At 29.2% G+C, this 22147-nt stretch carries 26 protein-coding genes; all 26 read right to left on the bottom strand.

What is annotated here, in order from left to right; genetic code table 11:
- Window positions 1–17: 17 nt before the first annotated feature.
- The 26 genes from XO12_RS00980 to XO12_RS00855 all read right to left on the bottom strand — a co-directional run bounded on the left by XO12_RS00980 (window position 18) and on the right by XO12_RS00855 (window position 22044).
- Window positions 18–1130: an NADH-quinone oxidoreductase subunit D gene (locus XO12_RS00980; protein ID WP_047264789.1), complete on the bottom strand. Its 1113-nt coding sequence runs from the start codon at window positions 1128–1130 to the stop codon at window positions 18–20.
- On the bottom strand, window positions 1127–1642 hold the full coding sequence (locus XO12_RS00975) for an NADH-quinone oxidoreductase subunit C (protein ID WP_175419536.1): 516 nt from the start codon (window positions 1640–1642) through the stop codon (window positions 1127–1129). Before XO12_RS00975 ends, XO12_RS00980 begins: the two co-directional genes overlap by 4 nt.
- Complete coding sequence (nuoB, locus tag XO12_RS00970; protein WP_197073297.1) at window positions 1626–2219, bottom strand: NADH-quinone oxidoreductase subunit NuoB; 594 nt, start codon at window positions 2217–2219, stop codon at window positions 1626–1628. The genes XO12_RS00975 and nuoB overlap by 17 nt, the downstream gene beginning before the upstream one ends.
- Window positions 2210–3121 (bottom strand): respiratory chain complex I subunit 1 family protein, encoded by a 912-nt coding sequence (locus XO12_RS00965; protein WP_175419535.1) that lies wholly within the window; start codon window positions 3119–3121, stop codon window positions 2210–2212. Before XO12_RS00965 ends, nuoB begins: the two co-directional genes overlap by 10 nt.
- Window positions 3118–4962 carry a proton-conducting transporter membrane subunit gene (locus XO12_RS00960; RefSeq protein ID WP_175419534.1) on the bottom strand — a complete coding sequence of 615 codons (1845 nt, stop codon included), beginning with the start codon at window positions 4960–4962 and terminating at the stop codon, window positions 3118–3120. The genes XO12_RS00965 and XO12_RS00960 overlap by 4 nt, the downstream gene beginning before the upstream one ends.
- Before the next feature lies 1 nt (window position 4963).
- A complete protein-coding gene (locus XO12_RS00955; protein WP_047264793.1) occupies window positions 4964–6364 on the bottom strand; it encodes a complex I subunit 5 family protein in 1401 nt (466 codons plus the stop codon).
- On the bottom strand, window positions 6357–6701 hold the full coding sequence (locus XO12_RS00950; RefSeq protein WP_047264794.1) for a sodium:proton antiporter: 345 nt from the start codon (window positions 6699–6701) through the stop codon (window positions 6357–6359). Before XO12_RS00950 ends, XO12_RS00955 begins: the two co-directional genes overlap by 8 nt.
- Window positions 6702–7454 (bottom strand): Na(+)/H(+) antiporter subunit B, encoded by a 753-nt coding sequence (locus tag XO12_RS00945; RefSeq protein ID WP_197073298.1) that lies wholly within the window; start codon window positions 7452–7454, stop codon window positions 6702–6704. It abuts the gene before it with no gap.
- The gene (locus XO12_RS00940; protein WP_047264795.1) at window positions 7451–7696 is read right to left on the bottom strand and encodes a hydrogenase subunit MbhD domain-containing protein; all 246 of its coding nucleotides are present in this window, start codon (window positions 7694–7696) and stop codon (window positions 7451–7453) included. Before XO12_RS00940 ends, XO12_RS00945 begins: the two co-directional genes overlap by 4 nt.
- Window positions 7683–8024, bottom strand: coding sequence for a monovalent cation/H(+) antiporter subunit G (mnhG, locus tag XO12_RS00935; protein ID WP_047264796.1), 342 nt, complete (start codon window positions 8022–8024; stop codon window positions 7683–7685). The genes XO12_RS00940 and mnhG overlap by 14 nt, the downstream gene beginning before the upstream one ends.
- Complete coding sequence (locus XO12_RS00930; RefSeq protein ID WP_047264797.1) at window positions 8021–8269, bottom strand: cation:proton antiporter; 249 nt, start codon at window positions 8267–8269, stop codon at window positions 8021–8023. The genes mnhG and XO12_RS00930 overlap by 4 nt, the downstream gene beginning before the upstream one ends.
- Complete coding sequence (locus XO12_RS00925) at window positions 8266–8751, bottom strand: Na+/H+ antiporter subunit E (RefSeq protein ID WP_052913092.1); 486 nt, start codon at window positions 8749–8751, stop codon at window positions 8266–8268. Before XO12_RS00925 ends, XO12_RS00930 begins: the two co-directional genes overlap by 4 nt.
- 80 nt (window positions 8752–8831) lie before the next feature.
- Window positions 8832–9152 (bottom strand): helix-turn-helix transcriptional regulator, encoded by a 321-nt coding sequence (locus XO12_RS00920; RefSeq protein WP_047264969.1) that lies wholly within the window; start codon window positions 9150–9152, stop codon window positions 8832–8834.
- A gap of 230 nt (window positions 9153–9382) precedes the next feature.
- Window positions 9383–11008, bottom strand: coding sequence for a putative manganese-dependent inorganic diphosphatase (locus XO12_RS00915; protein WP_175419533.1), 1626 nt, complete (start codon window positions 11006–11008; stop codon window positions 9383–9385).
- Window positions 11009–11105: 97 nt separating this feature from the next.
- Window positions 11106–11414 (bottom strand): ferritin family protein, encoded by a 309-nt coding sequence (locus XO12_RS00910; RefSeq protein WP_047264799.1) that lies wholly within the window; start codon window positions 11412–11414, stop codon window positions 11106–11108.
- An 11-nt stretch (window positions 11415–11425) separates the two neighbouring features.
- Complete coding sequence (locus XO12_RS00905; RefSeq protein ID WP_047264800.1) at window positions 11426–11833, bottom strand: hypothetical protein; 408 nt, start codon at window positions 11831–11833, stop codon at window positions 11426–11428.
- A 141-nt stretch (window positions 11834–11974) separates the two neighbouring features.
- Window positions 11975–12400: a hypothetical protein gene (locus tag XO12_RS00900; protein WP_047264801.1), complete on the bottom strand. Its 426-nt coding sequence runs from the start codon at window positions 12398–12400 to the stop codon at window positions 11975–11977.
- Between the two features lie 74 nt (window positions 12401–12474).
- Complete coding sequence (locus tag XO12_RS00895) at window positions 12475–14208, bottom strand: NADH-dependent [FeFe] hydrogenase, group A6 (RefSeq protein ID WP_047264802.1); 1734 nt, start codon at window positions 14206–14208, stop codon at window positions 12475–12477.
- A 15-nt stretch (window positions 14209–14223) separates the two neighbouring features.
- Window positions 14224–16014 carry an NADH-quinone oxidoreductase subunit NuoF gene (gene nuoF, locus XO12_RS00890; RefSeq protein WP_047264803.1) on the bottom strand — a complete coding sequence of 597 codons (1791 nt, stop codon included), beginning with the start codon at window positions 16012–16014 and terminating at the stop codon, window positions 14224–14226.
- Window positions 16015–16027: 13 nt separating this feature from the next.
- Window positions 16028–16426, bottom strand: a complete 399-nt coding sequence (locus XO12_RS00885) for a ferredoxin (protein WP_047264804.1) — start codon at window positions 16424–16426, stop codon at window positions 16028–16030.
- A 12-nt stretch (window positions 16427–16438) separates the two neighbouring features.
- A complete protein-coding gene (locus tag XO12_RS00880; RefSeq protein ID WP_047264805.1) occupies window positions 16439–16942 on the bottom strand; it encodes an NAD(P)H-dependent oxidoreductase subunit E in 504 nt (167 codons plus the stop codon).
- Between the two features lie 336 nt (window positions 16943–17278).
- Window positions 17279–18346 (bottom strand): GNAT family N-acetyltransferase, encoded by a 1068-nt coding sequence (locus XO12_RS00875; RefSeq protein WP_175419532.1) that lies wholly within the window; start codon window positions 18344–18346, stop codon window positions 17279–17281.
- Window positions 18347–18371: 25 nt separating this feature from the next.
- A complete protein-coding gene (locus XO12_RS00870) occupies window positions 18372–19871 on the bottom strand; it encodes a YifB family Mg chelatase-like AAA ATPase (RefSeq protein WP_175419531.1) in 1500 nt (499 codons plus the stop codon).
- Window positions 19872–19900: 29 nt separating this feature from the next.
- A complete protein-coding gene (gene ltaE, locus XO12_RS00865; RefSeq protein WP_047264808.1) occupies window positions 19901–20932 on the bottom strand; it encodes a low-specificity L-threonine aldolase in 1032 nt (343 codons plus the stop codon).
- Window positions 20933–20963: 31 nt separating this feature from the next.
- Window positions 20964–21461, bottom strand: a complete 498-nt coding sequence (locus XO12_RS00860) for a transcription repressor NadR (protein ID WP_197073299.1) — start codon at window positions 21459–21461, stop codon at window positions 20964–20966.
- The gene (locus XO12_RS00855) at window positions 21454–22044 is read right to left on the bottom strand and encodes an HD domain-containing protein (RefSeq protein ID WP_047264810.1); all 591 of its coding nucleotides are present in this window, start codon (window positions 22042–22044) and stop codon (window positions 21454–21456) included. The genes XO12_RS00860 and XO12_RS00855 overlap by 8 nt, the downstream gene beginning before the upstream one ends.
- Window positions 22045–22147 lie beyond the last annotated feature (103 nt).

The raw sequence follows: 22147 nt of genomic DNA, 5'->3' as shown, positions 1-22147 counted from the left end.
ATTTTTAATCAATTTAACTATCTATCAATTTCAGGAGCACATACCCCCATAGTATCCAACCAAATAGCTACATCATCAATTCTTGTTCCAGGTAAATATTTTTCTATGCCAAGAAGTCCTTGAGGATAAGAAGCACCTCTTACAGCGATTCTGTAAGGTTTTTCTTTTCCATCAGATACAATATAATACCCATATTCACCACGAGCACATTCAATATGTGAAAAAACCTGACCTTTTGGAACCCTCCATCTCAAAGCACTACCTCTTGAAAAACTAACTCTTACTTTACCCTCTTTAGGCATTTTATCCAGTACCTGTCTTAAAATTTTAATGCTTTGTTGAATTTCCTTATATTTTATGGTTAATCTTGTATATGCATCAGAATATGTTGCTGTTGGAACTTCAAATTCAACTTCATTATATCTTGCATAAGGATCTATTTTTCTAATATCATATGGTTTTCCAGATGATGATCTTAGCCCTATACCAGTTACTCCAAGTTCCCAACATACTTCTTCTGTTAAAATAATATTATCTTTTGTCCTTGCCTGAACCATAGGATTTTTAAGCAATAAATCATCATATTCTGGTAATCTTTTTTCAAGATAATCAAGAAAATTTTCAATTTTCTTTTCAATTCCATTCGGCAAATCCTTTCTTACTCCACCGGGAACAATATACATATGATAAATTCTTGCACCGGTTATTTCTTCAAAAATATCAAGAATTAAATCTCTATCTGCTATAGCCCAATTTGGACCAGTATATAAACCAGTAGGGCCACCTATTCCACCCATTGCCATTAAATGATTTGCTATTCTTGCTAATTCTAAAATAATCATTCTTATCCAATGTGCTCTTTCTGGAACTTCAACATTTGCCAGCGTTTCTACACCCATAGCATAAACCATTTCATTAATATCAGGTTCTGGAACACAAATTCTTGGTATTAAAGCAAGGTTATTCATCCATAATCGTCTTTCCATTAATTTTTCAAATCCTCGATGAAGCATTCCAGGTACAGGACGTGCTTTTTCTACAATATCGCCATCAACATAAAGATGAACGCTAAAATTTCCATGCATACCTGGATGATTTGGACCTAAAAATAGTTTTACCTGTCGTTTCATTTTGCTTCACCTTCTTTCGGAATAAAATCCACTTTATATTCTCTAACATCAAATTTTCTTTTAGAATATGCTAAAGGATCAAAATCTTTTCTTAATGGTGGTATATCATCCCATAATTCGAGGAATAAAGGTTTATCAGCATTTTTATTTCCTTCAAATTCAACACCAAAAAATTCATGTACATCTCTTTCATAGAATTCAGCACCAGGGTAAATATTTACAATTGTTCTAAATTTAGGATTATTTCTATCTATTTTTGTTCTTACTTGTAATGTGATAGAATTTTCCCAATTCATCAATATATATACCAATTGAAATTTACTTTCTTTTATCCAATCAATACATGTAAGTAAAGTTAATTGTTTCCACCCCAGTGATTTTAAATAGGCTAATACAGAGTGCAATTCTTCATTTTTTAAATCAATAGCAATTTGATTTTTTTTAATTATTTCTACATTTTCTGGATTGAATTTTGATTTTATATTTTCAATAATATTATTCATGGAATTCATCTTTCACATACACCTCCCCAAGGGCGCGAATCTGGTTATTTTTGTACCAGTCATAATATTTTTGATACCTTTTCCAGCCCAATGCTTCACCTTTTTTAATCATATCCATTAATTTTTTAAATCCACTCATTACTGCTTCGGGTCTTGGCATACATCCTGCAATGTATAAATCAACTGGTAGGTAATAATCCAATCTTGAAATTACTGCATATGAATCATAATAAACTCCACCATTTAATGTACATGAACCAAAACCAACTAAATATTTTGGATTTTGCATTTGCTCATAAGTATATATAACCCTTCTTAAAGTTTTTACACTCAAATAACCAGTAACCAATAATACATCTGCCTGTCTTGGTGTGGCCATTGGCGCCATACCAATTCTTTCCATATCAAATCTTGATGTCATTGTTGGAGGTAATTCCATGGCGCCACAACCAGTACAGTAATGCAACATCCAAATAGATTTGCTTCTAAAAATATTTCCAAATTTTTCCCAGAAAGTTAAAGTATCTCTACAATCTAATTCATTCACATCTATTTCATTAATTTTTTCGTTATCATTTAAAGCCATATGCTCACCCCCAAACCGGTGAATATTATAATTGCCGTTTGAATAAAAGCTAAAGCAAGAGGTACTTTATAATAGAATACTACTAATTGATCTATTTTAAATCTTGCAACAACAGTAGAGATTATTGTTGCTAACATATAAACAATAAAATATTTTATTAAAAATGTTACTATTGTTCCGCCACCTAAAAATAAATTTACAAATAATCCTATTTCGACAAATGTTGCAAATTCATGTTGCAATATAAGCATACCTAAATGTTTTCCACCATATTCTACTAAAGGACCTGATGCAATTTCTGCAGGAGCTATAGGAGTATCAAAAGGTTTTTTTCCTAGCATTCCCATTAAAGTAATAAAACCTACAATAGTACCTAATGGCATTCTAAACATATTCCAGCTTAATATTCCCATACCTTGTTGTGCTACAGCTATTGCTGAAATGGATGCGGTTTTATTTGCATAAATTATTCCAAATACAGCCATAATATAAGGTAATTCATATCCTAACATTTGAGTTAAAGCTCTCATAACCCCTATGCTTGCCCAAGGGTTTCCTGAACCAACTGCACTCATTGCCATTCCAAGAGAACCAACAGCTAACAAATAGACTATAACAAAAAAGTTATCCAAATTTTTGAATACAACCAAATCACCAGCAGGAACAAAAATTAATGTAGCAATTGTGCCACCTAAAGCCATCAATACGCCAAAATCATATATAAACCCATGAGAAATTGAACTCTTACTCCATGCTTTAAATATATCTATAAAATTTTGATACCATGGAGATCCAACTCTTCTATGAATTCTTGCAACTACTTTTCTCTGGATACCAGATAAAGTAATTTGCCAGAAAAAGGCTAATAGTAATAAAGCTAAACCTAAGAAAAAAGTACTCATATTTTATCACCCCACATAAATATAACAGTAATTACAATAGAAATCCAAAACACCGTAAATGTAGGATTTTCATTAAAGAACCACGTTTTTATTAAATATCCAAATTCTCGTGTTCTTAAAGCGATAACATCATAGAATTTTTCAACTGAAGGATGATTTTTATATAATCTTTCAAATGGGGCATAATAATTTGACGAGTAATGATATTTATCAGGATCATATATAAATTCACCACTTGTATAAGTATCCATTAAACCAACTGATTTTGATTTTGGTAATATAAAATACAATATTGTTGCAATAATAAAACCAATAGTAAATACTAAAGTAACTGTCCATGAATCCCACATTCCATTAGGAGTAAATATTTTAAATCCTTCAACACCAATAGCTTTTAAACCAACTGTTTCTTGAATTTTAGCGATATATTTTAACATTAATCCTGGATATACACCATATAATATAGTTAAACCTGAAATTATTAACATTGGTAATTGCATTAAAAATGGAACTTCTTTTACCTCTTCATGTTTTGGAGATAATTGACCAAGAAATGCACCAGCTAACGGTCTAAAAACATACATAAAAGACCCAACACTTCCAAAGAATGTTGCAAATGCTATAAACATATTCCCTTTTCTAATTAATCCTTGATATATCAACCACTTTGATGCAAATCCACTCATTGGAGGTATTCCTGCTAAAGAAATAATAGCAATTAAATATACTGCAAATGTAACAGGCATCTTCTTTATTAATCCGCCTAATTCCGATATTTTTGTTGTCCCCGTCCTATAAGCTATTGCGGCAAAAGATAAAAACATAGCAGCTGATGCCATTGCATGATTAAATACATGCATCATTCCACCTGCAAATCCTGTTTGATCAACCATTGCTAAACCTATTAAAATATAACCACTATTACTTACAGTGGAGTAAGCAATAAGTTTTTTTGCATCATCCTGTTTTATTGCCATTAATGTTCCGATAATAATACTGATGGCACCAAGTATCATTAATATATAATTTTCGTACGGATTATTCAATATATTTAAATGATTTGCAAATACTTTTGATGTTGGTAATACTGCTGTCATCAAAAAGGCTATAAATCCACCCATTTTTACAAGACCGCCTGATAATACAGGTGAAAATGTATGTGGTGCATTACCATGGGCAATAGGCAACCATGTATGGAATGGAAATATACCTAATTTTGTTAAACCAGCAATTACAATCAAGAAGAAGAAGAAGAAAATTGCAAAATTAGGATCTTCTGTCATTTTTCGAATAACTGTATTTATTTCAAATGTTCCATATTTTACATTCAACATTAAAATAGCATATAACATTGTAAATGATCCTACAGTACTTATTCCATAATAAACAACGGAAGCTTTTCTAGATTTTCCAAGTGGGATAATAAACATTGATGACCAAACTACTAATTCCCAGAAAATAAATAATGTTAAAAAGTCTTTTGCATAAAATACACCAATCGTTCCGCCCAAAGACAGTACATAGAATAAGTTGTATGCAGCAGGGTGTATTAGTTTTTCCATCCAATATGGGTTAAAGAAAGCTACCATTGAATAAACAATTACCATCACTATCGAGAAAAACCATGCATAATTTGATGTAACTAAATTCAAAGAATACATACCATAGTCAAATAGATTAAATATTTCGCTATTAGAATCTTTTAACATGTATATACTAAATAATGCTATTAATGAAACAATAACAGTTAACCATGCACCAGCTTTATCATTAAATTTGCTGATAGCGTATGTAATAAATGCACCTAATAGTATGAATAGAATTAAAGTATTTAAAGCCATTTCACATCCCTCCCGGTATATTGGAAAGGTAATTGCTTATACCCTGTGTTATAAATTCTGGATTGAAACTAATGTAAATTATGAATAATCCAACTGCAATCGCTAAAGCAGCATAAGCAAATGAATTTTCCAAAGAAAGTTTTGTTGTATATACATCTTTTGATTCTTTTCCTTCTTCTCCTGGATTCCATAATTTAACTAACATTCTAATGAAATAAATACCTTCAATTAAACTTGCAAATAAGATTAATGCAGGAATCCAGAAATTATTTAATTTGAATAGATTTGTTAATGTAAATATTTTTACATAAAAACCATAGAATAATGGCAATCCAACCAAAGAAAGTGCTGCTATTGAAAAACCTAATCCTATTAATTTATGTTTTTTGAATAATCCCTGCAGTTTTTCAATATTATCAGTACCAGTGTATACATACATTGCACCAGCAATTGTAAACATTAATAATTTAGCAAAAGCATTATTTGCAACCTGCATCATTGCTCCACCAGTAATACCTGTTAAGAACAATGTTGTTATTAACCCGGCTTGTCCTATACTAGAAAATGCGAGAATACTTCTTATATTTTTTTGTGAAAAAGCTGCAATTTCTCCAAATACAAAAGTTAACGCTGTAATTGTTAGTAATAATGTTTTCAATGTTCCATCTACTACAAATATATTTGTAAACATTCTTCCAAACATCATAATAGCAGCTGTTGCATATGCAGAAGCAAAAATTCCACCATTTAAATCATTAACATTTCCATATACCATTTTTACCCATCCGTTGAACGGCATTATTTTAGTTTCTACTGCAAATCCAGCAAATATAAATGTTACTGCTAATAATAATACGTTACTATTTACAAAGCTAATTTTTGAAGCCATATCAGCCATGTTTAATGTTCCAGTCGTTGCATAAAGAATAATAATTCCCAATAAATAAAGATTTGAACCAAGAGCTCCTAAAATTATGTAGTTAAAGGTTCCTTTAAAACTTTTTGTCATCGTTGACATTATATATGCTGAAATTGATGCAATTTCTAAAAATACGAATAAATTAAACAAATCTCCAGTTAACATCATTCCATTTAACGAAGCCAGTGAAACCAATAATACAGTTGAATATTTTTTTACTGAAGCTAATGATGTAATAACAGATAAGGCAAAAGCAATATTTAATATCATTAATCCAAATATCGAATATTGATCAACAACAAGATTTATACCAAATGGAGGTTTCCAACCACCAATGATAATATTACCTTCCTGAATAACAAGAGCTCCAAAAACATTAAATGCAACTGCAGCTAATAAAAGAGTTTTATCAGCTTTTTTGAAAATAACAGATAAAAAGGCAAATAGTAATGGGATTACTATTAATAAAACAGGATTAATCATTGCTTTCACTCCCCATCTCGTCCAATTCTAATGTTTCATATTTTTCATAAATTTTTCTTACAACTGTTAGTGCTAACGCTGTAACTCCAACACCTATAACAATAGCTGTAAGAACAAGAGCTTGAGGTAAAGGATCAACAAACAAATTATTATTTGTTTTTACACCATTAAATAGAATAGGAGCAATTCCATCTTTAACATATCCAATAGATATAATAAATAAATTTACTCCAACTTCTAAAACATTTAATGCCACAACAATTTTAATTAAGTTCTTTTGAGTTAAAAGACCATATATACCTATTAATATTAAACCTATAAATAAATATTGTATCATTTATTTCCCCTCCTCTGAGAGAAAATCTGAGATCAAGTTTGAAAGCTCAGATCCTACTTTTAATCCCACAAAAATGTAAATAATTGGAACTATACCTGCGCTGAATAATTCTCCGACTGTACCTGTAGGTAAGAAATTGTATAAGAAATATCCACCCAATGATATTCCTAAAAGACCGAATATTAAATATAAACTTCCAGCTGTTCCTTCTAGTACTTTAAATGCTTTTACTTTTGTTTTAAATTCATCATCAGATATGTAGAACAATAATACTGCCGAAGCAATCATAGAACCACCTGGAAATCCTCCACCTGGAGTTAAATGACCATGAATGAATATATAAACACCTGTTATTAAAATGATTCCTGAAATTATTCTTACTGCAGCTTTTAAAATAAAGTTTGGTGGTGTTTTAAATTTCATTCTTGTGTTACCGCTTAATAACAATCCAACACCTAAAGCAGAAACAAATAACACTGTAACTTCACCTAATGTATCAAATGACCTGTAATTTACAACAATTGAAGTTACCATATTAGCCGAACCGCTTTCTGCATCTTTTGTTTCCTTAAATTTTATTTCACCTGAATTTTCACTAACATTTTTATTTACAAAACTATTTGATACTCTTTCAGTTAAATTTACTTCACCAAATTTTGGAAATAATTTACCTTCACCTGTTGAATAAAGATTTGTAAAAATAAAAATTCCTAAAACCAATACTATTAATGCAGCAATAACCTTTTTCATCATTTTTTATCACCAACCTTTTTTATAGAAAAAAGGGTAAATATGAATATAGCTGTTACTAAACCTGAACCTATTACTGCCTCTGTAATAGCAACATCTGGAGCTTTCATAAATATAAAAGATACTACTGATAACATACTTAATATTGATAAATAAATTACAGAGTTAATTATTTTTTTTGATTCTATAGCTAAAAAAGCAAAAATTAATAATGTAATACCTACTAAAATTTCAATTATTTGCATTTTTATCACCTCTACTTTTGTAGAGTTCATCTAAATCATTTTTTATTAATTTAAATGGTTTTGCGCCATAAATATAAGAAGCCTTAGCTAAAACAGAACTACCAACTGGATTAGTAATTGTTAAAAAAACTACGATTAATAATGTTTTTATAAACCATTGTGGTTGGGCAATTCCAACACCTAAAACTAAAGAAAATGTTCCTAACGTAGTAGCTTTAGTTGCTGCTTGAAGCCTGTTATAAACATCAGGCATTCTGTATAACCCTAAGCCACCCAAAACATAAAAAAGAGCACCTATTATCATAAATACATATCCAATTATAGTCATTTTTTCCCCTCCAAATAACGGGCGATAATAACAGTTTCAAGAAAAGATAATGCCCCATAAACTAAAGCAATATCAAGATATAATTCACTCTTGAAAATATAGGATAAAAACACAATAGAACCTGTTATTATAACGTTTAATGTATCAACAGCAACAACCCTATCTGGTGTTGTGGGGCCCTGAATTAATCTTAAAATAGAGAAAAATGCACCAATAGCAATTAAAATTCCTATTAAACTATTCATTTATAAATCCCTCCCAAAATTTTCTCAAATTTTCCTGAGACATATTTTTGATATTCTTCGGGAGATTCGCCTTTAACATCGATCCAATGAATATAAATATAATCTTTATCAGCATCAACCGAAAGAGTACCTGGAGTTAATGTAATAGAATTTGCCAGCGTTAATTTTCCAACATTACCTTTCAATTTAGTTGGTACCTTCACGAATCCTGGATTTAATGGTAAAGATGGATTCAATACTCTTGCAGCAACATCAAAATTCGCTTTTATCATTTCCATAATAAAAACAGGAACATAGATAAAAACAAATACGAATAATTTTGGTACAATGGAAAAATTAAAAGAGTAATCAACTATGTTTGCTATAATTCCAGATAATACCAGAGAAACTAATAAACCCGTAAGAATTTCTGGAAGCGAAAATCCTGTTAAGGCTATCCAGATTATCCACAGGGTTAAAAAAGTTGAAATATACTTTTTCAAAATACTCCCTCCTTTTTAAAATTGTTTGTGAAAAAAATCTTTAAATTTGATAAATTATTTTTGTTCACAAAATAGCCAAATTATGCTTTCTTTATTATATTATTAGCTTCTTTAAGTTCTTGTGAAATTATTCTTTTTACATCGGATAAAAGTTCCAAAACCAAAGTATGTTTTAATTTACAAAAAACTATATTTCCTTTTTTTTCTTTTGAAATAATTCCTGACTCTTCCAGAATTTTAAGGTGTTGAGAAATACTTGATTGACTAGTTTGAAGTTTTTCGCTAATTTCTAAAACAGATAATTTTTTTACATTCAAAAGTTTGATTATCCTTAGCCTTACAGGGTGAGATAGAGATTTAAAAATATTAGAAATTAATTTACATTCGTCCAATAATATCATCTCCCGTATAAAAATTAAAAGAAAAAGAATATTAGAAAATTCTAATATTATTATAATACAAAAAAACTTATTATAAAAATAAAGATTATCGAATATAAATAACAATAATCCAATATAAAACATATTATCTAGCTATAATCAAGAAAAAATGAAAAGAGCGCAAAAAGCGCTCTTTAATGGTTTTTTTACAATACTTTAAATACAGATAATTTTTATCTGTATTGTTTTTGTTATAAATTCCTGAAAATTAAAGGCATGACTTGCTTTTTTCTTGATACTATTCCATTTAAAAAAGCTATTTTATTATCGAATTTAATTTTAAATATTTTTTCCGCTAATTTGTATTGTCCTGCGGAAAAAATATAAGACCCTTCTTTAAGCACATCTGTTAATAAAAATAAAAATAAAACATAGTTTTTTTCTTTTGCATATTTTTCCATTGATTTAAAAATTTTTTCTTTTTCTAAAAGAATTTGATGGGGATCTATAACTTCAATTTGAGATACTGCAATTTTACCTCTTGATATTCGTGTTTCTTTTAAATCTAGGGTTAAAATATCTTTTTCCGAAAAACCTTTTAAATTTGTTTTAGCTTTATACATATTGATTCCATATTCAATTGGATCTATATTTAACATCTTAGAAATTTCTTCAACTGTTTGTTTATCTTCATATGTTGTAGTAGGAGATTTTAATATCATAGTATCTGATAATATGGCAGATAACATTAAACCGGCAATTTCAGATGGAGGGGAAATTTTATTTTTTTTATATAAGTCCCATATTATCGTATTGGTACTACCTACAGGTCTAATATGGGCAGTAATTGGAAGACCTGTTTCCAATCCTCCTAATCTATGATGATCTATAATTTCTAAAATTTCTGCTTCTTTTATTCCTTCTACAGTTTGAGATTTTTCTGAATGATCAACAAGAATTACCTTTTTATTTTTGGGTTTAATTAAATCATGTCTTGTTATTATTCCTTTTACTGTATCCTCATTATCTATAACTATCGCAACACCTTTTTTATCCTGCATCAATTCTTCTTCAAAATCTTGTAGCAATTCGTCTGGAAGTACTGTAAGCGGGTTTTTTTCCATTATTCTCTCAACATGAGTACTTAATCTTAATAATCTTCCTGTAATATATGTGGGATGAGGTGAAACAACAATTGGAGTATTTTGTTTTTTTGCCAGTTCAACTATATCTGAATCTGGAAAAAAATTTCCTGTTATTATCAAACAGCTTACTTTTTTTTCAAGAGCAATTTTTTGTACATCTTTTCTATTTCCTGTAATCAATACATCATCTTTTTTTACATAACGTTGTACTTCTTCAGCTGTCATTGCACCAATTGTTGGACACCCTTTTAATTTTTTATTTTCATCTCCAGTAATTAATTTTCCATTCATTGTTTTTATAATATCCTTTACTTTTGGAGGATTTTTTTCAAGTGTGAAATTTTGTATTTCATGTAAAAAATTTTTTGCTAATTCTCTTTCTGTTAAAAGTCCAATTAGTTTATTTTCTTTATCAACAATTGGAATACTTTTTATCTGATTATCAAGCATTTTATTTCCAACTTCATAAATAGTAGATTCCTTATAGGCTGATATAACCTCCTTTATCATAACATCTTTTGCCTGTATATATACATGTTTTAAGATTTTTGGTGGTTCAACATTAAAAAAATTCAAGACATATTTGCTTTCCGGATTAAGATTTCCAAGTCTATAAGGTATATATATATATTTATTATCGATCTTATTTTTTAAATAAGCGTAAGAAATAGAAGCAACAATACTATCTGTATCAGGTTTTTTATGTCCTATAACATATATATTTTCTTTCATTGTATCCCTCCGAATTATTAAAAATAACGAAGATATTATAACATAAACAATTATATTTTCAAATAATAAACCGGTATCTTAAGATACCGGTTTATTATTATTTTGATTTAAACTTTTCAATTTCCTCTTCTACTTCTTTAGCACCCTCATTATAAAATTTTTCTTCTTCAGGATCCAACTCTTTTAATAATCTTAAAAATTCTCCTGCATGAACTCTTTCTTCATTAGCGATATCAACCAATACTTCTTTTGCTAATTCATTATTTGTAGACTCAGCTAATTGCATATATAATTGTATTGCTTCATATTCTGCAGCAACCATATAGCGAATAGCTCTGACTAATTCTTCATCCGTTAATTTTCTACCACTTTTTAATCCTGAAAATGGATTTGCAAATTCCGGCATATTTCCCCCCCTTAATCATTTTCACCAAAAAGAATGGTGATAATTGCATTATTCGTTAAATTAATATGTTTTATTGCATCTGGTGTGTTATTTAATAATGATTCTAAATCATTTTTATCAATATTATTATTGGCATCTGTATATACCTTTAAAATATAATTTCCTTCAAGAAGATTTTCTATTTTGAAGTAATCGTTTTTTGGTTCTTGATCATTAGCAATATCATAACCTTTTATTTTATTACTTGAATCTAAAGCAAGTATTACAAATTCTCCACTCCACGGATGTAATTGACCATCTCCCCAATCATCTTTAAAATACCCTTCAATATAATATGTTTTTTCATTGTTTAAATCCATGCAACCATAAAGCAAAAATACTAAGAAAAAAATACCTATAAAAAAAAATGCTTTTTTCATTCTATCCCTCCTTAAATTCAAAAAAAAATGAAACATATATTAATATTATATCTCAGATTTCAAGCTAAGTCAACTTTTGAAACTTTTTTCTAAAAAGCAAAATAAAAAAGATGGCAAAAGCCATCTTAGAATATATTAATCTTAAAATATATCAATTATTAATAAATATAAATTTTTTATTTGGTGATGATTTTTAATATTTTCAAATATTTTATAATTATCAATATGTTCAAAATCATTGCCATCATGAAATACCAGTTTCCATTCTTCAGGATAAGCATATTTCCCGTTTTCAAATCTTTTTAAATTATCTTTTAATTGATTTAAAATATAATCATCTTCAGGAACTTTTCCTTCAAATCTTTTTATCATATTTTCTGACGCTTCTTTTAAACTTTTATACATAGAAATTAAATCATTTACTGTGTCTTCGAATAATTTTTTTTCATTTAAATAGTTAATACATGAAGAAACATTATGATTTCCATATCTTCTTGCATATTTTGAAGCTAAATTGTAAGCTTCTTCTTCATTATTTGCAATTAATATCAATCCATATGTATACATTTTGCACCTCCTAAATACAATAGAAAATTTAAATTTTTATAATAAAAGCGGGGAAAATCCCCGCTTTTATTATATCATAACCATTCTCTTTCAAAATATTCAGTATGTAATAAATGATGTGCTTTTTCACTATTTGGTTTTCCTAAAAATTCGTCATAAATTTTCTTTATAGAAGGATTTTCATGTGATTTTCTTATAGGTTTATCCTTATCTATTTTGTTAATAGCTTCAATTCTTCTTTTTATAACATTGAAATCTCCGTGATGATAAGGTTGTCCTCCACCTCCAACACAACCACCAGGACATGCCATTACTTCAATCAAATGAACCTCGACTTTTCCTTCCCTTATATCTTCCAACAATTTCCTTACATTTCCTAAGCCATGTGCAACACCAACTCTAATTATCTTTCCTTTAATATCGATTTCTGCAATTCTTACACCTTCGTAACCTCTCAATCCAACAAAGTCTACATCTTTTAATTCTTCACCTGTAATAAATTCATAAGCTGTTCTTAAAGCAGCTTCTGCAACACCACCAGTTCTACCAAAGATATCAGCTGCACCGGTTGATTCACCTAAAGGATTATCATATTCGCCATCTGGTAAATTATTAAAGTTTATACCTGATTCCCTGATCATATCTGCTAATTCTCTTGTAGTTATTACAAAATCAACATCCTGATATCCTGAATCTCTTAATTCATCTCTATTTGCTTCATATTTTTTAGCCAAACATGGCATTATTGATACTACAACAATATCTTCTGGATTGATTCCTGCTTTTTGGGCATAATATGTTTTTGCAACTGCTCCAAACATCTGTTGAGGAGATTTAGCGGTTGATGGCATTTCCAATAATTCAGGGAATTGATGTTCTAAAAATTTAACCCAACCAGGACAACAGCTTGTTAACATTGGCATGTATCCGCCATTTTCTAATCTTTGAATAAATTCAGTAGCTTCTTCCATTATTGTTAAATCAGCAGAAAAATTAGTGTCAAATACTTTATCAAAACCTAAAACTCTTAAAGCAGAAACTAATTTTCCAGTAGATATTGTACCTGGTTCATGACCAAATTCCTCAGCAATAGCAACTCTAACTGCTGGGGCTGTTTGAACAACAACATGTTTCTTTGGATCTTCTAAAACATCCCATACCTGATCAATATATGATCTTTCAACTAAAGCACCTGTCGGACATACGGCTACACATTGACCGCAGAATGTACAAGCAGTATTTTCGAGATTCCAGTCAAAGGTTGGTTTAACAACAGCATCAAAACCTCTGTTTACAGCAGATAGAACGCCGACAGTCTGGAATTCATTACACATAGTTTCACATCGTCTACACATTACACATTTATTTGGATCTCTGATTATTGCTGCTGAAATATCCTTTTTATGTAAAGACATTTTACCCATATATGGATTATTATGAATATTTAATTCAGCTGCTAAATCCTGTAATTCACATTCGCCATTTTTTGGACATTTTAAACAGTCTTGTGGATGGTCAGATAATAATAGTTGAAGTGCAGTTCTTCTTGCTTGTATAGCTCTCCTTGAATGAGTTTTTACAATCATACCTTCTGCAACTGGAGTAGCACATGCTGGAGCTAAATTTCGTCTTCCTTCTACTTCAACCATACATACCCTACATGAAGCAGGTTTGTTTTCAATTCCTATATCATCTAATTTCATATAACATAATGTCGGAACATATCCACCAACAGATTTAACAGCATCTAAAACTGTATAATTTTCAGGTACTTCAACTTCCTTACAATTTATAGTAATTTTTGGCATATTTTTTCCTCCTTCCTATATCTTTTCTATAGCGCCAAATCTACATGTTGCATAACAAGCGCCACATTTGATACATTTTTCCTGATCTATTTCATGAGGATTTTTAATAGACCCACTAATAGCTTCAACAGGACAAACTCTTGCACAAGCAGTACAACCGACACATTTTTCTTTATCTATAACATATGTAATTAAGTTTTTACATACACCAGCTGGACAGGTTTTATCAAGAACATGAGCTTCATATTCATCTTTAAAGTAATGAAGTGTTGATAAAATTGGATTTGGTGATGTTTGTCCTAAACCGCAAAGGGCAGAATCTTTAATTGTTTCTCCAAGAATTCTCATTCTTTCAAGATCTTCCATAGTAGCTCTTCCAGATGTGATTTTATCTAATACTTCTAATAATCTGACATTTCCAATTCTACATGGAGTACATTTTCCACATGATTCTTCCACTGAAAATTCTAGATAAAATTTTGCAACATCAGGCATACATGTATTTTCGTCCATAACAATCATTCCGCCTGATCCCATCATTGAGCCTAATGCTGTTAATGTATCAAAATCTATAGGCGTATCTAAATATGCTGCTGGAATACATCCTCCTGATGGCCCACCAGTTTGAACAGCTTTAAACTTTTTATTTTCTCTAATTCCACCACCTATATCAAATATAACTTCTCTTAAAGTAGTTCCCATAGGAACTTCTACAAGTCCAACATTATTTATTTTACCAGCTAATGCAAATACTTTAGTTCCTGGAGATTTTTCTGTACCTAAACTTCTAAACCATTTTGCCCCTTTTAATAATATTGGAGCTATATTGGCAAATGTTTCAACATTATTTATAATTGTAGGTTTTCCCCATAATCCTTTATTTGCAGGAAAAGGAGGTTTTGTTCTTGGTTCTCCTCTATATCCTTCAATAGAAGCTAATAAAGCTGTTTCTTCTCCACAAACAAAAGCTCCAGCCCCAAGTCTTATTTCTAAATCAAATGAAAAGTTTGTCCCAAATATATTTTCTCCTAATAATCCATAGTCTTTTGCCTGCTTTATAGCATTTTCTAATCGTTTAACAGCTAACGGATATTCAGCTCTTATATAAACATATCCCTGATTGGCGCCTATAGCATAAGCTGCAATAGCCATACCTTCGATAACTGAATGCGGATCTCCTTCAAGAACGGATCTATCCATAAATGCTCCAGGATCCCCTTCGTCGGCATTACATACAACATATTTAATATCTCCTTTAGCTTTTTGAGCAAATCCCCATTTCAAACCTGTCGGAAATCCGCCGCCGCCTCTACCTCTTAATCCTGATTCTCTAACTTCTTCAACAACTTTTTCAGGTGACATAGATAAAGCTTTAGCCAATGCCTGATATCCATCATTAGCTATATATTCATCTATATCATCAGGATCGATTAATCCTGCATTTCTTAAAGCAACTCTTATTTGTTTTTTATAAAATGGCATTTTCTTTGATTCATCTATTCTTTCATGTTCTGTTGGTTCAACATATAATAATCTTTCAACCTTTCTACCTTTTATAATATGTTCATTTACTAATTCTTCAGCATCTTCTGGGGTAACTCTTACATAGAAAGTATTATCAGGTAAAAATTTCACTATTGGTCCCTGTTCACAGAATCCAAAACATCCAGTTCTAACTATTTGAACATCATTTTCCAAGCCTTTTTCTTTAACTAATTTTTCTAAATTATCTTTTATTAACTCACTTTTGGAAGAGGTACAGCCTGTACCACCACATATCAAAACGTGATATTTATATGATGACATTTTTATTCCCTCCTTATTCATTAATTGATTTGTGAGTTTCCCCTATGATTGAGTCCTGCAATAATTCACCATTTAAAATATGTTTTTCTATCAATTCTTTAGCTCTATCACCAGTAATTTTTCCATATAATATAGGTTCTTTTCCTGGTTCGTTAACTTCTACTGTAGGTTCAGCATGACAGTATCCCATACATCCTGTCTGTATAACTCTTATATTATCCAAATTTTTTTCTTCAATAGTTTCAAGTAATTTTTCAAATGTTGTTTTAGCTCCTGCTGCAATTCCACATGTTCCCATTGCAACTTTAAGAGTTATAATGTCATCTTTATCAGCTATTTTTCTTAAAGATAATTTACTTTTAGCTTCTTCTTTTTGCTTTAATAAATCTTCTAAGCTTTTTATTTTTGGCATAGGATCCCCTCCTTATTTATCTCTATTTCTATATTCCTTTATTAATCTTTTTACATCTTTTGTTGTTAATCTTCCATGAACCTCATCACCAATCATTACTACTGGAGCTAGTCCACACGCGCCTACACACCTAACTGCATGGATACTAAATATACCATCTTCTGTGGTTTCATTTTCTATTATGCCAAGTTGTTTTTTAAACTCTTCAAGAATGTCACCCGAACCTCTAACATAACATGCAGTACCTAAGCATACATTAATAGGATATTTGCCTTTTGGTTTCATACTGAAAAAATTATAAAATGTTACAACACCATATACATCAGATGCGTGAACATCCAGTTTTTTTGCTATTATTTTTTGAATTTCAATCGGAAGATAACCAATTATTTCCTGAGCTTTGTGCAAAACATGAATTAAATAACTTCTTTTTGTTACTTTATCTTTGTTCTCGAGGTTTAATGAATCAATATATTCTTCTACTTCTCTAAATTTGTTCTCAAGTTCTACAGACATTGCATTCCCTCCTCGTTATGGATTTATTCTTATATACAAAAATTATATATATTAAATAAATAGATATTTTTTTCACAAATTATATAAAATATTCAATTTAGACAAATATTATCCAAATAAGATATTTTTTTCACAATTTCACAAAAAGAAAAACAAAAAAATTTAATGAAGAAATCTTCACATAGATTATATAATATTATGATTTAATTTGATATGTGAAATATAACGGATAGGAAAAGAAAGGATTAATTTTGTGTAAAAAAAGCTCAACTATACTACTTTTAATTTAATAAAAGATTAATATAAAACATTAAAAATATAAATAATTCACAAACTTTAAAACAAAAAAATTGGTTCTGTTATATAACCCATCATTATAATATCGAAATATTTAGAATCAATATAAACAGCTTCTTTACGTCGTCCTTCTTCAATAAAACCTAATTTTTTATATAAAGATATAGCTTTTATGTTATTTGAAAAAACTTCTAATTCGAGTCTATGTATATCGGGATTTTCTATACACCATGTTATATGATTGTTAATTAATGTTGTGGCTATACCCATATTTCTAAAACTTTCAAGTACACTAATTCCTAATTTAGCAGTTTTTTTTAATCTTTGTCTTTGAATATTCCAATAAATATCAGCATTACCTATTATTTTATCAGTAAATTTTGTAACTAATATTCTCAATCCAAACAATTTTTTTGATAAGCTGATGATTTCCTCAAAGTCTTTAACTGTTTTATTAAATTCGTTCAGTTGAGTTGCCAGTGTAGTTGAATTTGAAAAAACTTTTTCATAAAAATTAATTATTTTTTTTGAATCATTTTTTTGAGGATTTGTAATATAGATACCATGCGAATTTAATTTATAAATATAAAAATTTCTTATATCAATAGTATTTTTGTTTGATAATAAATTTTTAAAATTTTTTTGATTAGAATATACGTTTATAACGTATGAGTTATTGACAAAGTAAGAAATATCTTTTAAAGTTTGAGTAATTAAATTTATATTTTCATTTTCAAAAAAAACAAAATCTACAACATTGTTTTTTAATATGTAAAATGCCAAAATTTTATTATATTCCTTTAAATAGCGAATTTTATATCCATTTTTATAAAAATTTACCAAATCCCATATAGTAAACGGAATTAAGGATTTTTTTGATAATTTTAAAATTGAATATATAAGACTATTATCTGGAAAAAAATTTTTGAAAGTTTTTTCTTTGCTTTTTTCATTTTCTATTTCTAAAACATATAAAGTTCCTATATTATTCATATAATAAAAATCACTTTCTACTTCGGAAAAGAAGTAAACATCTCTTTTAGGTATTTTAATTATGGAATCGAGTATCTCTATAAATTCTAATTTATCTTTTATTTTGAAAAACATATCTCCATATGAATTTTTATAAATTTTAATCCCCCCTGAATTGAAAGGCCTCTGCTATATCTTCAATTTTTATTTTATTGCTTCCTTTCAAATCGGCTATTGTTTGAGCAACCTTTAATATTCTATTAATTCCTCTACCGGTCATTTTAAATTTTTTTGCGCCAGTTTTTAAAAAACTTTCAACACTTTCATCAAGCTTAATAATTTTTTTTACTTCCTTTTGGGTAAGTTTTCCATTTAGTTTTCCCTGTCTTTTTATTTGTATATAACTTGCTTTTCTTACTCTTTCGCGTATAGTTGCTGAACTTTCTTCATTTATATTGCTGAAAATATCATCTATTTTAACACGTTCGATCTTTATTCTGATATCGATTCTATCATAAACTGGACCTGATATTTTTCTATTATAATTATTAATTTGGTTTAATGTGCATGTGCATTCGTGCTCTGGGTCACCATAATATCCACAAGGACATGGATTTTGTGCTGCGATTAACATAAATTTTGCGGGATATGTAGCAATTAATTTTGCTCTGGAAATCGTAACAATTCCATCTTCCATAGGTTGTCTGAGAGCTTCAATTACATCAGTTCTGAATTCAGGAAATTCATCTAAGAATAAAACACCATTATTTGCCAGGCTAACCTCTCCGGGTTTTGAATCGGCACCACCACCAATTATTGAAACAGCAGATGCAGAATGGTGTGGAGAGCGGAAAGGACGTTTTTTTATTACCTTATTTAGATAACCATATATAGAATAGATTTTTGTTGATTCTATTATTTCATCTTTTGTCATTTCAGGTAAAATAGTAGGAATTCTTCGTGCAATCATTGTTTTACCAGATCCTGGGCTTCCCTTCATTAATAAGTTATGAAATCCAGCTGCGGCTATTTCAGCTCCTCTTTTTGCAAAAAATTGCCCTTTTATTTCTGAAAAATCAAGTTGTTCATCATTCTTTTCATAATATGTATTTTTAGGAGAAGCTTTATAATTTTCAGATTTTTCTGGATCGAATATATGAATTATATCAGTTAATTTATTAATTATATAAACTGTATTTTTTTCTATAAACAAAGATTCTTCTTCATTTTCTTTTGGAATTATAAACCGGGCATTTTTATTTTTATGGGATATATCCAGTAACAATAATGTTATTCCTGGTATTCCTCTGATTTCACCGTTTAACCCAATTTCACCAAATATATAATAATTATCAATATTAAAATTTAATTGTTTTGAAGCCAATAATATAGATATCGCTATTGGCAAATCAAAATGTGTTCCGTGTTTTTTAATATTACTTGGTGCAAGATTTACGGTTACATTCCCGTTTGGGAATTTAAATCCTGAATTTCTTATAGCACTATATACTCTTTTTTGACTTTCTAAAATTGCTGTATTTGGCATGCCGACTATCTTAAAGATTTGTTGTGTTGCTTTTGAATTTATATCAACTTCCACAATAATAGGTTTTACTTCAAAACCTGAAACATATGCGCTATTCACTTTTGAGTATTTCACCCCATATCCCCCTTATACAAAAACTATAGTTATTTACTATGATAAAAATATTTTTCTATATTTTTTATTGTTTTATCGATATCCTCTTTTTTTATCCAGTAATGAGTAACAAACCTGTATATGTTTTCTTCTGGTGGATTTATTTTTATACCATTGTCTTTCATATATAATATAAACTCATTATCATTAAAATTCTTATTTATTTTAAAAAACACCATATTAATATCAACATCTTCGACAATATCAATAAAACCAAGTTTAGAAAGTTTATGAGCCAAATATTTAGCCTTTTCATGGTCTTCATTTAATCTAAAACGCATTTTATTTAAAGCAATTATTCCTGCAGCTGCTAATATTCCTGCCTGTCTTAGTCCACCGCCCATAATTTTTCTATTTCTTTTAGCATTTTTTATAAAATCATAACTTCCAACAAGTAAAGAGCCAACAGGAGCGCACAACCCCTTTGAAAGGCAGATGTTAATAGAATCTGCATATGAAGCTATTTTTTGCGGTTCAACGTTTAATGATATAGCAGCATTGAATAATCTTGCACCATCTAAATGTATAGGAATATTATATTTATCAGCTATTGTTTTTATTTTTTCGAAATTTTCTAACTGTATGGCTCTTCCATTAGAATGAGCATTTTCTAATGCAATTAATCCGGTTTTAGGAAAATGTATATCTTCAACCTTTCTTATACTTCTTTCTATTTCTTCTGGAGGAAGCATGCCTTTATTTGATTTAATTGTACGTAATTGAACACCTGCGATGATTGCAGCAGCTCCAGCTTCATGTTGAACAATATGACAATCGTCACCTAATATTACCTCATCACCTTTATTACAATGTGTGAATAAAGCTAATTGATTTCCAAATGTTCCACTTGGAACAAAAAGAGCTGCTTCTTTTCCTAATATATCAGCCGCCAATTCCTCTAACTTTTTTATGGTCGGATCTTCTTCATAAACATCGTCTCCAACTTCAGCCTCACACATAGCTTTCCTCATTTCTTCGGTAGGTAATGTGACAGTATCGCTTCTCAAATCAATAAAATCCATAATTCCACTCCTTTTTATTAAGTGCAAATAACTAAAAATCAAGTATTAAATATTTATTAATGGCTTTTTTTATTTTTTCGAAACTCTTTTCATCTTTGACCTCAATTGTATGAATATGAACGCCATCTGATAATTCCAATAATGGTGTTGCTTGTGTGGTTTTTAATAAACTCATAAATCTTATAATATCTTCTTCGTTTTTTACATCGATTCTTCCTTTAATTTCACCATAAAGAGGGTGTTCAACAATAACATCTATAATCTTTCCTCCTGCCTGTACAATAGCAAATAGTTCATTTTCAATTTCATCTGTTGAATGCTTTACAGCTATCATCTTTCTAATTCCTACTTCTTTTTCCAGAATATATCCATCTCTTGTAGCAATAATTTTATGTCCATCTGATTTTAATCTGGATATATATTGTATAATCATCTGACGGCTTATACCAATTTTTTCTGCTAATATTTTGCCTTTTACAGGATTTTCTGAATTCTCTAAAATTTTTAAAATCCTTTGTTTTTTATCCATCATCCACCTCATAAACATATAATAATTCTTTTTGTAAACCTTTTATAAATGTTTCAACAATTTTGGATTTTTCTTCTGCCAATATTTTAGCGGTTTTTGTATTCATTAAATGTTTGAGTTTAAGTATTTTTTCGTAAAAGTGTTCGATTCTTTCTTTTAAATCTCCGCCATTTTTATGCATGAAAACTCTTGTTATTCCTACGTATCCTAAAGCATCTAATCTATCAGCATCTTGTATAATTTTTGCTTCTAATGTTTCTGGAATATTTTTCTTTCTAAATCTGTGATGTTCTATACAATATGAAACTTTTCTATATTTTGGATACTTAATTTTTCTTAAAAAAATTTCAGCTCTTCTTGCACCCTCGAGCGCATGATCTTCTATTTTTCCGGATAATTCATCGTTTCTTGCTATATCATGAAGTAAAGCTGAAATAATAACAACTTCTATATCGGCATTTTCGTTTTTTGCTATAAATTCAGCATTTTTTGTAACTCTTAGTATATGACCTAAATCGTGTGTAGAATCAAAATTTTCATTTATAACATAATCATACACAAGATTAATAAAATTCTTTTTCATAGTTTCCCACCTTTTTTAGCTTTGATTTAGTATAACATTTTTTTGTATTTTTTGTCAATATATTGAATATACGATATGATATAATAAAGATAAATTGAGAAAA

The sequence above is a fragment of the Marinitoga sp. 1154 genome (assembly GCF_013363285.1).
Taxonomy (GTDB): domain Bacteria; phylum Thermotogota; class Thermotogae; order Petrotogales; family Petrotogaceae; genus Marinitoga.
This window is presented reverse-complemented; position numbering and strand designations above follow the sequence as displayed.